This is a genomic window from Xanthomonas sp. NCPPB 2586 (genome assembly GCF_041475775.2).
In the GTDB taxonomy this organism is placed as follows: Bacteria; Pseudomonadota; Gammaproteobacteria; order Xanthomonadales; family Xanthomonadaceae; genus Xanthomonas; species Xanthomonas campestris.
This window is the reverse complement of sequence record NZ_CM192981.1, coordinates 4453353-4467925: the sequence shown is the minus strand read 5'-3', so window position 1 is coordinate 4467925 and position 14573 is coordinate 4453353. Positions and strand designations below refer to the sequence as shown.

The following is a 14573-nucleotide window of genomic DNA, read 5'->3' as shown; positions in this document are numbered from 1 at the left end:
AGATAAGGAGATGTGCGATGAGCAACAAGGACTGGGAGTTGGGTCAAACCTCTAAGCATTACGAAACCGGCGGGCGAGGCGCAAGTACAGTGTCGTCCGGTATCGATGATCCGGGCGGTGTTTCTTACGGCTCTTATCAGATGACGTCCCAGGTCAAGACAAAGGAAGGCAATGTCATCGTTGGAGGTACCGTTGCGGCCTTCGTGAAGAACAGTAAATACACCGACGATTTTGCGGGTTTGACGCCTGGCTCTGCCGATTTCAGTGCCAAGTGGAAGGAGTTGGCTAGGACCGATGCTTCTTTTCCGCAGGAGCAGCACGACTACATCAAGCGGACGCATTACGACAAACTGGTGGACCGACTGAGCGACAAAGGCGTGGATCTGTCCGACCGTGGTCCGGCTGTGCAGGATGCGCTGTGGAGCACTGCTGTGCAGTACGGTCCGGGAAGCGATAAAAAGCCCGGCGGATCTGGCGTTTTTTTGAAGGGGCTGGAAGAGAAGTTTGGTAAAGATTACGAGCTCTCCAAGCTTTCCGACAAGGACATCGTTAGTGCAGTGCAGGATTACAAAGCCGAGCACGTCAAGGGGCTTTTTCCTCGTGTTGAGAAGCAAAAAACGCTGGATTCCCTGAAGGATCGCGCTGAGAACGAGAAAGCGGACCTGATCAAACTGGCAGACCCGGATAAGACGGTTGCCAAGGCGAGCCAAGAGCCTGCAGCACATGACCGTTCTCAGCTGGAAAAGCACGGCGCCCATAGTGTAGATAAGGGCGATGGGGTCCTGAAGCGCAATGAGCAGGGCGCTCCAGTGAAGGAGTTGCAGGAAAAGCTCTCCAAGCTGGGATATCTGGATGCGAAGGATGCCATCGGCACATATGGTCCCAAAACCGAGGCTGCGGTAGAGAAGTTCCAGCAGGAAAATCGGTTGAAAGGCGTGGATGGCAAGGCTGGCCCGGAAACACTTGCATCTATCGACAAGAATGTGCAACGGCAAGAGGGAGTTGAGCAGCTGCGCCGCGATAACCCGCTATTCGATCAGGCCGTCAAGCAGCTGGAAAAACAAGGGCCGAACGGCGGTTTCCAGAATCGCGATGAGATGCAACGCGCCGCCGGCCAAGTGGCATTTGAAGCCAAGGTGAGTGGTATGTCGCGTATCGATGAGTTGGTGCCGAGTACCAATGGCAAGGGCTTGATTGCAGTGGAGCGAAACCCCAATAACTCGCTCGATGTGAATCGTGCCTACGTGGACAAGCAACAGGCCGCAGCGGTGCCGCTGGAGCAGAGCCAGCAACAGCTCACAGCGGAGACGCAGCGGCAAAGTCAGGACGCGCAGCAGCGCACGCAGACCGCGCAGACACAGACGGGCCCGGCGCGCTGAGCAAGCTTATGCGGATGATGTTGTGACCTGTTGAGACAGCAGTCGCCACCCGGTGATCCACCGGGCTGGTGCTGCCCAAGTGTCGGCGTTGCTTGGATATGTATCGTTCCGTGATCTCTGTTTTCTGATTCGTAAGTCCAAAGTCAGCAACAACTGATCCAACTTGGTCGGATCCGCATGGCAGCATGCGATCCGGCAAGCGTGTCTTTCTGACCATCTCCGCGTATCCCGCCCAACGGGCCGATGTCCTATGCTTGGCGCATGCCATACCCATGCTTCAGCGCAGATAACACATCGCAGACCGTCTGCACCTCGATGCGTGTTTGGCGGTGGTCGCTCGCACTAGCTGTTCTATGCGCAGAATTCAATGTAGCGGCCACTCCCACGATCTCGCCAGCCACCACGGCTGCAGAAGCGGGGTTGATCGATGTGCGCACCCTTGCGCCCAACATCGATGTCGACATGCGGTACGCCGGGCGCGACAACTTCACTGGCCGCGTGGTGCCGGGCTATGCGGCACCGACCTGCTACCTGCTGCGGCCGGCCGCCGAGGCGTTGGCAAGGGTGGCACGGGCGGTGGAGGCTGATGGCGAGCGCCTGCAGGTCTTCGATTGCTATCGCCCGGTGCGTGCGGTGCAGGCGTTCGTCGCATGGGCGCGTGATCTGCAGGCGCAGTCGACCAAGGCGCAGTACTACCCGCGCGTGGACAAGCGCGCGTTGCTGGGCGATTACATCGCCGAGACCTCCGGGCACAGCCGCGGGGCCACGCTCGATCTGGGGTTACTGACCTGCAAGCGCGGAACCTGCGCGCCGGTGGACATGGGCACGCCGTTCGATTTCTTCGACGCCCGGGCACATACCGACGCGCCCGACATCAGCGCAACCCAACGCGCACACCGCCAGCGCCTGCTGCGCGCAATGGCGGCGCAGGGCTTCGTCAACTACCCGATGGAATGGTGGCACTTCACCTTTCGTCCGGAACCCACGCCCGACACCGCCTACGACGTGCCGGTCAACTGAGGAACCTGCCATGTCCGATCCGGAACGCTTCGTCGATATCGCCTGCCCGTATTGCGGGGAATGGATCACCCTGGCGCTGGATCTGTCCGGCGGCGACCAGCATTACATCGAAGACTGCCAGGTCTGTTGCAAGCCCATTTCGGTGAGCGTGCAGTGGGATGAGGAAGGCGAAGCGCAGGTCAGCGCACGTGGGCAGGACGACGCCTGAGCGCTAGGCGGCTTTGCGCAGGCCTGGCGAGCGAACAGTCCACCGCGTAACGATGTTGCGCCGCCGAACGAATGAGTGGAATGAGGCGTTAGCCCACTTCGCTTCGCTTGCCGCACCGATGCTGCGGCAGCGGCCGCTGGCTGCACGATCCAGTGGCGCGCCAACCACAGTGCCGCGCGTGGTTGCCCCGCGCACTGCGGCTAGACTGGGGCGTCTCTCGCGCTGGAACGCCTTTGAATGAATTTGCCTCTGCACTTTGGCCTGCTCGGATCGCTGGAAGCCGGCCTGATCGCCCTGGTGATCGGGGTGTTGCTGTTTGCCGGGGTCGAGCACCTGGGCCGGCGTCTGCAGTTCACCCATGGGCACACCCTGGGCATCGCCTGCCTGTTGGCGGTGGCCATCGGCGTCGGCTACGACATGTGGCATCTGGTTTACACCAGTGTGGTGCGGCTCGAATCACCGCTGTATGCGCGCGTGGCATTGGCCAAGATCCACGACCCGAATGAACTGGGCTCGCGCGTGGTGCTCGAAGTGGCCGGTGCGATCGCTGGTGTGGTGCTGGGTTGGCGATTGTTCAGTTCCGCGACGTGGGACGATGACGCGCCTGCTGCGTAAAAGCGGCCATCAAAACGAGCCTCAAGTCTCAAATTCGCGGTGATTGAATGGGGCGCTTCTGTTTGGCTCACGCGTGCCTAACAGCCGCCTAAACGCAAAGAATTGTTGGGTGGTTAAGAGGACGTTTTGCGGCAAATCAGGGCGGGTTGAACGTTCATTTGCGATAGGTAGGGTGGTGTCATGTGCGGCGACACCGTGCATTCCCAAGACAAGGAGACCACCCATGAAGACCCGTAACCGCACCTCGCTGATCGCTGCCACCGCCGCCCTTGCTGCCGCTCTGGCGCTGCCGGCCATGGCGCAGAGCGCCTCCCAGGATGCTGCGCAGCCGGCGCAGACCGGTAGCTCGGCTACCAGCGCACAGCCGCAGTCTGGCGGTGGTCAGACCTGGGCCAGTGTAGACACCGATAGTGATGGCGCCATCAGCAAGCAGGAAGCGCAGGTCAATGCGGGTCTTGCGCAGATTTTCGATAGCGCGGACGGCAACACCGACGGCAAGCTGACCCCGGATGAGTACAAGGCCTTCGTCGCCAAGCAGAGCGGCGGCGCGACCGGTTCGCAGGGGCAGTAAGCTGCAACCCTCATAGCTGTAGCGTTCTTTCCAACCGGCAGAAACATGTAGAACTCAACGCGATGTTTACCCACTGACATGACGATGGAGGTGCGAAATCAGCCAACCACTGCATGAGCGCCGCGCGCGCTGAGAACATTGTTAGGATCAACACACGGGAGCGGCCTGCCAGGGTCGCTCCCGTTCTGTTTACGTCTACCGGGTTAACGTGCACTGCTTTCCTGTGCTTGGCGGTCATCTATGTCTGTGCGTCTCACGCTACTGATCGGCTTGTCGGCAACGGGCATGGTGTGGGCCGCCCCACCGGAACTGCCACCTGTCACGCCTGCGCCGGCCCCGGCCGCGCCTGGATCGAGCACGCAGACCATGGCGCCGCTGCCGATTGACCCGCCGGCACCGGCCAGCACGCCGTTGTTGCCCGCGGCGCCCGCGGCGACATCCGGTGCAAAAGGCGGTGCAGAAGCGGCGCTGCCCAGTCAGGCCGGGACCCTGGGCCCGCGCAGTTTCCGCAGCCTGGATAGCGATGCCGATGGCTCGCTGACCGCTGCGGAAGCCGGCGCGGACCCGGTGCTGCGCGAGAATTTCGCCCGGTTCGACAGCAATGGCGACGGCCGCCTGTCGCGGGACGAATTCGCCAGTTACCAACCCGGGCCGGGCGACGCGGCGGGGGACTGAAGGCGCGGATGATAGGCCGGTGCCGCCGCCAACAGGCGCGCTGCCGTGGCCAGCAATCAGCATCTTCCAACCGCGCGCGACGGTTGATGCAGCCTGCGTTGGCGACGGCCCGCCACACGCCGCTAGCCACGCTGAACACGGCAATGCGCGCTGCTAGACTTGCCCGATGACTCCCATTGCACAGCGCGACGGCCAGGCGATCCAACTGGTCGGCTTCGACGGCGACGACACCCTCTGGAAGAGCGAGGATTACTACCGCACGGCCGAAGCGGACTTCGAGGCCATCCTGTCCGGCTATCTGGACCTGGGCGACAGCCGCATGCAGCAGCATCTGCTGGCAGTAGAGCGGCGCAATCTCAAGATCTTCGGCTACGGTGCCAAGGGCATGACCTTGTCGATGATCGAAACCGCGATCGAGCTAACCGAGGCGCGCATCGAGGCACGCGACATCCAGCGCATCGTCGAGATTGGCCGCGCCACGCTGCAACACCCGGTGGAGGTCATTGCCGGCGTGCGCGAGGCGGTGGCTGCAATCGCCGCCGACTACGCGGTGGTGTTGATCACCAAGGGCGACCTGTTCCATCAGGAGCAGAAGATCGAACAGTCGGGCTTGAGCGATCTGTTTCCGCGCATCGAGGTGGTGTCCGAGAAGGATCCGCAGACCTATGCGCGCGTGCTTAGCGAATTCGATCTGCCTGCGGAGCGCTTTGTGATGATCGGCAATTCGCTGCGTTCGGATGTCGAGCCGGTGCTGGCGATCGGTGGCTGGGGCATCTACACACCGTATGCGGTGACCTGGGCACACGAGCAGGACCATGGCGTGGCAGCGGATGAGCCGCGCCTGCGCGAAGTGCCGGACCCATCCGGTTGGCCGGCCGCCGTGCGCGCGCTGGATGCGCAGGCGGGGCGCCAGCAGTAAGCTGAGCCTGCACTGCCGGGTAGGACGGCACGGCGCGTTCCACCGCACTGCAGTGGACAGGACGTTTTTTGGAGCGGCGCGGCGCGCCACCGAGCGAGGAGGGAATCTGATGAAGGTGTTTTGGTTGCTGCAAGCGTCCACTGCGCGTGCCTTGGTGTTGGCGGTGCTGTGCTGTTCCTCGCCGTTGCTGGCAGCGGAGCTCGAGGAAGAGCGCGTCAACCCCAGTGAGGTGGTGTTCCGGCAAGGCCAGCCTTACTACGACGATGGCGGCACCTTCGTGCAGCTGCAGACGCGCCGCATCGATGGCGAACTGGTGTATGTGCGCAAGGTGCGGTTCGACCCTGAGAACGGCTATGTGGACGCGCAAGGCGACGGTGTGGCGCGTTTACAGCCACGGTCAGGTGCGCGCCACGCTGCTGGCGATGACGGCGCGAGCACCTGGACACGTGGCGGCTACGGCGATGGCTACGGCTACGGCGCGATCCGGCTCGGTGCCAGCCGCAACCGCCCCTACGGGCAGATGTACTACGGCAACGGGCTGTACGGCCCGGACCCGTACAGCAGCCCGCACAACCGTGATGCGCGCCAGCGGTATGTCGGCCCGGGTTACATCGGGTCCTGCGATCTCAGCGGCTGCCGTGAAGTGCACTACTACGGCGTGTACGACCTGCGCTGATGCGCCACCAGCCTGACAGCCGCACATGCTTGCGGCATCATCTGCGCATGCCTGTGTTGCGCGCCCTGTCGCTTCGAACCGTGCCGCTGCTGCTGGCGCTGCTGCCTGCATGGGCCGCGGCGCAGAGTGCGGCAGCGCCAGCAGCGCCTGCGTCGGCCGCTGCCGCGACGGGACAGGAAACCGCGCCGGCAGTGATGCCGGGCACCGGCGACGCCTGGGTGGACCAGCATCTTGCCGATATGGGCAGCTACGCGCAGCGCTATCCGGACAGTTTCATGGACGAGGTGGCGCGCTACGCCGGTGTACGCCGCGGCTATGTGCAGGCGCTGCTGCAGGTGCACGGCTGGCATGCGGGGGACATCTATTTCGCGTGTTTCTGGGCGCAGACGCTGCAGCTGTCCTGCCGCGACACCGTGCGCGCCTTCAGCCGCGACCATCACGACGGCTGGCAGGGTGTGATCACGCGGCTGTCGGTGGCGCCAGACACGGCGCACCTGCGTGCGTTGCGCCACGCCATCGTCGCCAGCTACGACCGCTGGGAGCGGCCGATCACGCTGGACGCGCTGCTGCGCCGCCAATTGGGTGACCATACCCAGCGCCTGGAAGCGGCGCGCGAGGCCAGCGAGGCAGCCGAAGCAGCGGTGCAGGCCGGGTTGTAGCGCGGTAGCTGTCGCGCGGCAGCGCGATGGTGCAGGCGCAACGGGCGCTGCGATGGAGTTGCCGATGACGGCGGCACGGCGCAATGACGCGACACTGCGCAGCATGGCGCGCGAGTACCGCGGAGCGGTGTCTGGCAGCACTGCTGTCTGCCAGCCAACACGCGATGCCGATGCTGCCGTGCAGCTGGCCGCCAGCCGGCAGGGTCGGCGAGAATGGGACAACGTCGGCAGTGGCCGGCACTGCCAAGACTGTCCCATGCGCGAGACCGTGTTTGTTTCCCCTGACCAGATCCGCAGCCTGTTTGCGCAGGCGATGTCGGACATGTATCGCGCCGAGGTGCCGCTGTATGGAGACCTGATGACCCTGGTGGCCGACGTCAACGCGCAGACCCTGCAGGCCGATCCGGCACTGGCGGCGCGGCTGCAACGCAACGACGAGCGCGCGCGGCTGGATCTGGAGCGGCATGGTGCGATCCGGGTCGGCACGGCACAGGAGCTGGCCACGTTGCGGCGGCTGTTTGCGGTAATGGGCATGCATCCGGTGGGCTATTACGACCTCTCTGTTGCGGGCGTGCCGGTGCACTCCACCGCCTTCCGCCCGATCGACGATGCAGCGTTGTCGGCCAATCCGTTCCGCGTGTTCACCTCGCTGCTGCGCCTGGAATTGATCGAAGATCCGGCGCTGCGCGCGCAGGCGGCGGAGATCCTGGCGCAACGCCAGATCTTCACTGCCGAGGCGCTATCACTGATCGAGCAGCACGAGCGTGCCGGCGGCCTGGATGCGACACAGGCGCAGCAGTTCGTGGCGCAGGCGTTGGAAACCTTCCGTTGGCATGGCGATGCAACGGTGGCGTTGCCCACCTACCGCGCGTTGAGCCAGGCGCACAAACTGATTGCCGATGTGGTGAGTTTCCACGGCCCGCATATCAATCACCTCACGCCGCGCACGCTGGATATCGATGCGGCGCAGGCACAGATGCAGCGCGCCGGCATCGAGGCCAAGGCAGTCATCGAAGGCCCGCCACGCCGGCGCGTGCCGATCCTGTTGCGGCAGACCAGCTTCAAGGCGCTGGAAGAGCCGGTGCGCTTCCTGGGCGAAACGGGCCAGGCCGAGCAGGGCACGCATACCGCGCGCTTCGGCGAGATCGAGCAGCGCGGGCTTGCACTCACACCCAAGGGTCGCGCGCTGTACGACGCGTTGCTGGCGCAGGCGCGCGAGACCGAGGGTGCGGGCAGTACCGGCAGCGATTACGCGACCGTGCTGCAGACCGCGTTCGTTGCGTTCCCCGATGATGAAGCGGTGCTGCGCCAGGAAGGCCTGGGGTATTTCCGTTACGCGCTCACCGAGGCCGGCCGCGCCGACCCGGCGCAGGTTGCTGCGATGCCGGCCGAAACCGCGATCGCGCTGGGATTGGTGCGTGCCGATCCAATCATCTACGAAGACTTCCTGCCGGTGAGCGCGGCGGGCATCTTTCAATCCAATCTGGGCGGTGCCGAGCAGCGCGCCTATGCCGCGCACGCTAGCAAGAGCACCTTCGAACGCGAATTGGGCGCGCCGGTGCATGACGAGTTTGCGCTGTATGCGCAGCTGGAGCGCGACTCGTTGCGGGCGTTGCTGGTGTAGCCAGACGGCGGCGGTGGTGTCGCGTGCCGCGCCGCATTGGGGCTGCGGTACGCGCTGCAAAACCATCTAATCGTTCGGCGCAAGCCAGCACGTAAAAACGAAAACGCGCGCGTTACGCAGATAATCCGGTGCAGGCATCCGCGCGGGCCAGCAGGAATGTCTTGTCGCGTGCGTTGCCGGCCAGCGTGGCGGCATGCAGGAAGTCAGCGCGTGCTTCGTCAAACCGGCCTAGCTTGTAGAGCAGGTCGCCGCGAACGCTGGGCAGCAGATGGTAGTGATGCAGTGCGCTGTCCTGCTGCAAGGCCTCTACCAGCACCAACCCTGCGGCCGGGCCCTCGGCCATGGCGATGGCCACGGCGCGATTGAGTGCAATCACCGGTGACGGAACGCGCTGCGCCAGCCGTGTGTACAGCGCGGCGATGCGCGACCAGTCGGTGTCCTGCGCCTGCGCGGCGGTGGCGTGGAAGGCGGCGATGGCAGCCTGCAAGGCATAACTGCTTTCGCCACATCCCAACTGCTGCGCGCGGGCCAGCGCGGCCAGGCCGAGCTGGATCAGCGGTTGATGCCAGCGGCTGCGGTCCTGCTCCAGCAATAACACCGGTGCGCCGCTGGCATCGCTGCGCGCGGCGCTACGTGAGGCCTGCAATGCCATCAACGCGCGTAGCGCATGCACTTCGGTGGCGGTTGGCATCTGCTCGGCAAGCACGCCGATCAAGCTCAGCGCTTCGTGGCAGAGCGCAGGCCGCTGTGCATCGTCGCCGTCGCTGGCCGCGTAGCCTTCGTTGAAGATTAGATACAGCACCTCCAGCACCGAGGCCAGCCGCGCATGCCGCTCGCTCCCGCGCGGCACTTCGAACGGCACCTGCTTGTCGCTGAGCGTGCGTTTGGCCCGCACGATGCGCTGGGCGATGGTGGCTTCCGGTACCAAAAACGCGCGTGCGATCGCGTCGGTGCTCAAACCGCCGAGCAGGCGCAGGGTCAGTGCGACACGCGCATCGGTTCCCAGCGCCGGGTGGCAGGCCACGAACATCAAACGCAGTTGGTCATCGCCCAGGTCATCGTCGGGATCGACGACCTGCGCGGCGCTGGCGGCTTGCTGTTCGCGCTCGATCTCGAAGCTCAGCGCATCGTGCTTGCGCCGCTGCAATTGATAGTGGCGCAGGCGGTCGATGGCGCGGTGCTTGGCGGTGGTCATCAGCCACGCGGCCGGGTTGTCGGGAATGCCGTTGCGCGGCCAATGCTCCAGTGCGGCGACCAGCGCATCCTGCGCCAGTTCTTCGGCCAGACCGACGTCGCGGAGCTGGCGTGCCAACGCACCGATGATGCGTGAGGCCTCGCGGCGCCACAGGGTGTCCAGCAGTGCGGAAATGTCGGTCGCAGCCATGGGCACCGATCAGAGCATTCCCGCGTGTTGCCAGCAAGACGCGCCGCAGCGCGCCTGCATGGCTCAGCCCGGTTCGCAGAGGTTGTGCAAGACATCTGCATCGCCGCAGCGTGCGAACGTGCGCTGTGTCTGCCAGCGATGCTTCAGCAGCGTTTCTGCAGGCGGCGTGGTGTGCGCGGCGACACGTGACGGTGTGCACTGCGCGCTCCAGGTCGATCCGCTGCACGCGGTGCACGTCTGCTGCGTCATCCGTGCCATCGGCGCAAGACACTGCACCGTGGCGACTGCGCACATGCCCCGCAACATCAAACAGTCCTCGCACACGTTACAGGGCAGCAGGCGCAGCCCCATCGCGTGGAAGAACGCGATGGCGAGCGGCAGTGACACGATATGTGCGTCCATCGCGCGCTGTGGGTGCATGGGCAGCTCCTGTGAGCGAGCGCAACGGCTGGGGTCAACTCTGCTGGTAGCGTCCGTTGACCAGCCACTGGATACCGAACCGGTCAACGCACATGCCAAAGCGCTCGGCCCAGAAGGTTTCCTCCATTGGCATGCCGATCTGGCCGCCCTCGGCCAGCGCCGCGAACACGCGTTCTGCCTCGGCGTTGTCATCGAAGTTCAGGGCGACCGCGATGTTGGAGCCGCTTGGCGCGTGCTGGCCGGGCGGCATGTCCGAGCCCATCAGCAATGGCGCTTCGCCTGCGGCGAGCGTGACGTGCATGACCTGGTCCGGTGCCGCGGCGCTCACGTCTGCGCAGCCGTCATCGCGGCTGTCTGCCTGCATCTGTGCGTAGGTCATCAGCATCAACTCGCCACCGAGGACGCGTTGGTAATGGGCGAAGGCCTCACGGCAATGGCCGTTGAAATTGAGATAGGGCGTGACGTGCATGGGGTGGTCTCCTGGGTGCGGGGATCAGTGGGCGAGTTGTTGGCGCAGCGCGTCTTCCAGAGCGCGTGCCTCGGCAGTAAATGCAGTGCCGAAGTCCTCGGCCTCGAAGACCGGGCGCAATTCGATCTCGATCGGTGCGTTGTCGGGATTGGGCATGCGTTTCAACCACGCCACGGCGTCGTCCAGTGTGTTGACCTGCAGCAGCCAGAAGCCGGCGATCAATTCACCGGTGGCTGCAAACGGGCCGGAGGTGACACGGCTGCCGTGCGCATCCAGCTGCAGGCGCAGCCCGCGCGCGCTGGGATGCAGCCCCTCACCGCCGAGCAGGACGCCGGCGTTGAGCAGTTCCTGGTTGAACGCACCCATCGCAGTGAGCTGGCGCTCGCTGGGCAGAATGCCGGCTTCGGATTCGGGGCTTGCCTTGATGATGGCCATGCAGCGCATGCGGATCTCCTTCGTGGTGTCGGGCGGATGACCGCTCACTGCGGCCATTGCAGACACGACGAACCAGCACGCGGCAGATCGACACGCGTGCGCGGAGATTTTTCAGTTGCATCCGCTCAAGCGGGCGCGAGCGGCCCGCCCGTCCCGCCACGTCGGCCCGCGTGGGCCAACGTGGTCACAGCGCCGCAGCTTAGAGCAGCTATCAAAACTACTGCGCAGCCGCCGGGCGGGCGCGGCCGGTGCTCGGAATCCTCATGTACCCACGTACATTCCGGTTCCTCCGCGCCGTCCGCACCCACCTGACGGCTGCTCGCTACGTTTTGTTAGCCGCTCTTAGTGTGCGGAGGCTGCCGGGCGGCGTGCGGCGGCGCGCTCGGCCCGCTGTGCACGCTTGCGCGCGCGGCGCGCCTTCCAGCGCTCGCTCAGGCAGGAAAAGATCACGTACAGCGCCGGGGTGCTGAGCAGGGTCAGGCCCTGCGAGAACACCAACCCGCCAATCATCGCGATACCCAGCGGCCGGCGCAGTTCCGAGCCTTCGCCCAGACCCACCGCCAGCGGCACCGCGGCCAGGATCGCCACCATCGTGGTCATCATGATCGGGCGGAAGCGCACGATCGATGCCTCGCGTGCAGCCGCACGTGCATCCTTGCCATGCTCGCGCTGCGCCACCAGTGCGAAGTCGATCATCATGATGGCGTTCTTCTTGACGATGCCGATCAGCAGCACCAGCGCGATCATCGAAATCACCGACAGCTCGGTATTGGTGATGAACAACGCCAGCAGCGCGCCCACACCGGCGGCCGGCAGCGTGGACAGGATGGTCACCGGGTGGATCAGGCTCTCGTAGAGCATGCCCAGCACAATGTACACGGTGAGCACTGCGGCCAGCAGCAACACGCCCATCGAATTGGGATTGAGTTGCACGTTGAAGCCGCCACCATCGCTGATGCGGATGTCGCCGGGCATGCGCAGCCCTTCCACGGTGGTCTTGATGATCAGATCCGCCTCGCCGGTGCTCACGCCCGGTGCGAGGTTGTAGCTCAGATCCATCGTCGAATACTGGTTGTCGTGGGTGATTTGCGGCGGCGCCAGGCCCGGCACTTGCGTGGCGACCGCAGTGATCGGCGCCATCTGGCCGGCGCGGTTGGGCACGAACACTTCGTCCAGTGCCTTGGGCGTGGCGGTCTGCGATGGCAGCGCATTGACCACCACGCTGTACTGGTTGAGATCCGAATAGATGGTGGAGATGGAGCGCTGGCCGAACGCGCCATACAGCGCGCCATCGATGGCACCCACTGAAATCCCCAGGCGCGCTGCCTTGGCGCGGTCGATCACGATGTTCTGGCGCAGGCCCGAGGTATCCACGTCGGTACCGACATCGCGAAGGCGCGGGTTCTTTTTCAGTGCGGCCTGCACCTTGGGCAGCCATTCCTGCAGTTGCGCCAGGTCGTTGCCCTGCAGCGACACGCGGTATTGCGCCCCCTGACTGGTGCCGCCGCCGCCGTCGCTGGGCAAGTCCTGGATTGCGCGCAGGCGCAAGTCCAGATCCGGGTAGCGGTCGGCTTTGGCGCTCAGGCGCGCAACCACCTGCGCGGTGGTCTCGCGGCGGCCTTCGTCGCGTTTTTTCAGTTCGATGTTGAGTGACGCGCTGGAGCCCTGGCGGCCGGAGCCCAGCCGCGCGCCCACGGTTTTCACCGCCGGGTCGGCCATCAACATGTCGGTGATGCGGCGCTGGCGGCTGACCATGTCGGCAAACGACACCGTGGCGCTGGAATTGGCGCGGCCCCAGATCAGGCCGGTGTCCTGTGGCGGGAACGAGCCTTTCTTGACCGCACCGCCCAGGAAGATGGTGGCGGCGATCAGCACCAGCGGCGTCAGCGACAACAGCAAGGCATGCCGCAACGAAAAATCCAGTGCCACCGTGTACACCGCGAGCATGCGGTCGTGCATGCGATCCAGCCAGGCGCCGAAACGGCTGGGTGTTTCCGGCGCGGTATGGGCGGAGAGGAAGCGGCTGCACAACGCCGGCGTCAGCGTCAGCGACACCAGCATCGAAACCACGATGGCGGCCACCAAGGTCACGGTGAACTCGCGGAAGAACGCGCCGACCATGCCGCTGGCAAACAACATCGGAATGAACACCGCCACCAGTGAGGCAGTGATTGACACGATGGTGAAGCCGATCTCGCGCGCGCCGGTGAGTGCGGCCTGCAGGCGCGGCATGCCCTCGTCGAGGTGGCGCATGATGTTTTCGATCACCACGATTGCATCGTCGACCACGAACCCAATCGCGATCACCAGTGCCAGCAGGCTCAGGTTGTTCAAGGTGAAGCCGAGCACGTACATCACCAACGCCGAGCCGGCCAGCGACAGCGGCACGGTGACCGCGGCGATCAGCGTGGGCGCCAGGCGGCGCAGGAACAGCGCCATGGTCAGCACCACCATTGCCAGGCTGATCATCAGCGTGGCCTGCACTTCATGCAGCGAGGCGCGGATGGTGGGCGTGCGGTCGAAATACGGTGTGAGGGTGGTGCCGGGCTGCAGGTAGGCGCGCAGCTCGGGAATCTGCGCTTTCACCTGGTCCACGGTTTCGACGATGTTGGCGCCGGCGCGGGTGAAGGCATACATCACTACCGCGGGTTTGCCGTTGAACCAGGCGGCCTGGTAGGCATCCTGCTGACCGTCGTAGACGGTGGCCACATCGCCCAGGCGCACGATGCGCCCGTTGGATTGGGTGGAGATCGCCAGCTGCGCGAAGTCGGCGGCCTTGGCCACCGAATCGTTGGCGATGATCGCCATGGTGGTGTTGCCGTCGGACAAAAAGCCGGTCGGCGAGGTGACGTTGGCCGCGCGCACAGCGTTGCGCAGGTCGTCCGGGGTCAAGCCCAATGCGTTGAGCGCGCGCAGGTCCACATCCACGCGCACGGCTGGCGTGGAGGCACCGGCGATATCCACCGAACTGATGCCGGTGATCTGCCGCAGCCGTTGCGCCAGCAGCGAATCGGCCACGTTGTAGAGCTCATCGGCCGATTGGGTGTCGGAGGTCAGCGCAATGGCGATGACCGGGTCGTCGTTCGGGTTGGCCTTCTGGTACATCGGCGTGCCGAGCCCGGAGGGCAGATCGGACTGTGCCGAGTTGATCGCGGTCTGCACATCCTGCGCGGCCGAATCAATGTCGCGATTACTCTGGAAAATCATGAACACCATGCTGCTGCTCTCCGAACTGGAGGAGCGCATGCGGTCGATGCCGGGTAGCTGGCCCAGGTGGCGTTCCAGTGGCGCGGTGACCGTGGAGGCCATGGTGCTGGCGTCGGCGCCGGACTGCGTGGCGTGCACGAAGATCACCGGGATTTGGATATTCGGCAACGCCGCCACGCCCAGCCGCAGGTAGCACATCAATCCGATCACGAACAAACCGATCGCCAGCAACGAGGTGCCGATCGGGCGCTTGATGAAGGGCGCGGAGATGTTCATGGCTGTGGCGCCGGGAATTGGGAATCGGGAATCGGG

14 protein-coding genes and 1 other RNA gene are annotated in these 14573 nt (G+C 64.8%); 11 read left to right on the top strand and 4 right to left on the bottom strand.

Going from position 1 to position 14573, the window contains the following annotated elements; translation table 11 throughout:
• Positions 1–17: 17 nt before the first annotated feature.
• The 10 genes from ACCQ09_RS19645 to hglS all read left to right on the top strand — a co-directional run bounded on the left by ACCQ09_RS19645 (position 18) and on the right by hglS (position 8346).
• The gene (locus ACCQ09_RS19645) at positions 18–1379 is read left to right on the top strand and encodes a peptidoglycan-binding domain-containing protein (RefSeq protein WP_040941952.1); all 1362 of its coding nucleotides are present in this window, start codon (positions 18–20) and stop codon (positions 1377–1379) included.
• 315 nt (positions 1380–1694) lie between these two features.
• Positions 1695–2399 (top strand): M15 family metallopeptidase, encoded by a 705-nt coding sequence (locus tag ACCQ09_RS19640; protein ID WP_011038882.1) that lies wholly within the window; start codon positions 1695–1697, stop codon positions 2397–2399.
• Positions 2400–2409: 10 nt separating this feature from the next.
• Positions 2410–2607, top strand: coding sequence for a CPXCG motif-containing cysteine-rich protein (locus tag ACCQ09_RS19635; RefSeq protein WP_011270049.1), 198 nt, complete (start codon positions 2410–2412; stop codon positions 2605–2607).
• A 237-nt stretch (positions 2608–2844) separates the two neighbouring features.
• Positions 2845–3222, top strand: a complete 378-nt coding sequence (locus ACCQ09_RS19630; RefSeq protein WP_040941951.1) for a hypothetical protein — start codon at positions 2845–2847, stop codon at positions 3220–3222.
• Between the two features lie 223 nt (positions 3223–3445).
• Positions 3446–3793, top strand: coding sequence for an EF-hand domain-containing protein (locus tag ACCQ09_RS19625; RefSeq protein WP_011038879.1), 348 nt, complete (start codon positions 3446–3448; stop codon positions 3791–3793).
• Between the two features lie 240 nt (positions 3794–4033).
• On the top strand, positions 4034–4468 hold the full coding sequence (locus ACCQ09_RS19620) for an EF-hand domain-containing protein (protein ID WP_011270048.1): 435 nt from the start codon (positions 4034–4036) through the stop codon (positions 4466–4468).
• 166 nt (positions 4469–4634) lie between these two features.
• A complete protein-coding gene (locus tag ACCQ09_RS19615) occupies positions 4635–5387 on the top strand; it encodes an HAD family hydrolase (protein ID WP_011038877.1) in 753 nt (250 codons plus the stop codon).
• A 109-nt stretch (positions 5388–5496) separates the two neighbouring features.
• Positions 5497–6063 carry a hypothetical protein gene (locus ACCQ09_RS19610; protein WP_040941950.1) on the top strand — a complete coding sequence of 189 codons (567 nt, stop codon included), beginning with the start codon at positions 5497–5499 and terminating at the stop codon, positions 6061–6063.
• Positions 6063–6722, top strand: a complete 660-nt coding sequence (locus tag ACCQ09_RS19605) for a hypothetical protein (protein WP_040941949.1) — start codon at positions 6063–6065, stop codon at positions 6720–6722. Before ACCQ09_RS19610 ends, ACCQ09_RS19605 begins: the two co-directional genes overlap by 1 nt.
• A 256-nt stretch (positions 6723–6978) precedes the next feature.
• Entirely contained in the window at positions 6979–8346 is a 1368-nt protein-coding gene (hglS, locus tag ACCQ09_RS19600) for a 2-oxoadipate dioxygenase/decarboxylase HglS (protein ID WP_011038874.1), read from the top strand.
• Between the two features lie 112 nt (positions 8347–8458).
• On the opposite strand, the gene ACCQ09_RS19595 is transcribed toward hglS, so the two are convergent.
• From ACCQ09_RS19595 to ACCQ09_RS19585, 3 genes are all read right to left on the bottom strand, one after another.
• Complete coding sequence (locus ACCQ09_RS19595) at positions 8459–9730, bottom strand: RNA polymerase sigma factor (RefSeq protein WP_228428203.1); 1272 nt, start codon at positions 9728–9730, stop codon at positions 8459–8461.
• A 454-nt stretch (positions 9731–10184) separates the two neighbouring features.
• The gene (locus ACCQ09_RS19590; RefSeq protein ID WP_040941946.1) at positions 10185–10619 is read right to left on the bottom strand and encodes a VOC family protein; all 435 of its coding nucleotides are present in this window, start codon (positions 10617–10619) and stop codon (positions 10185–10187) included.
• A 24-nt stretch (positions 10620–10643) separates the two neighbouring features.
• The gene (locus ACCQ09_RS19585) at positions 10644–11063 is read right to left on the bottom strand and encodes a YciI family protein (protein WP_040942399.1); all 420 of its coding nucleotides are present in this window, start codon (positions 11061–11063) and stop codon (positions 10644–10646) included.
• A 254-nt stretch (positions 11064–11317) separates the two neighbouring features.
• Between ACCQ09_RS19585 and ACCQ09_RS19580 the strand changes: the two genes are divergently transcribed.
• Positions 11318–11392, top strand: a non-coding RNA gene (locus tag ACCQ09_RS19580) — sX9 sRNA.
• Positions 11393–11396: 4 nt separating this feature from the next.
• On the opposite strand, the gene ACCQ09_RS19575 is transcribed toward ACCQ09_RS19580, so the two are convergent.
• Positions 11397–14537, bottom strand: coding sequence for an efflux RND transporter permease subunit (locus ACCQ09_RS19575; RefSeq protein WP_011270042.1), 3141 nt, complete (start codon positions 14535–14537; stop codon positions 11397–11399).
• Between the last annotated feature and the right edge of the window lie 36 nt (positions 14538–14573).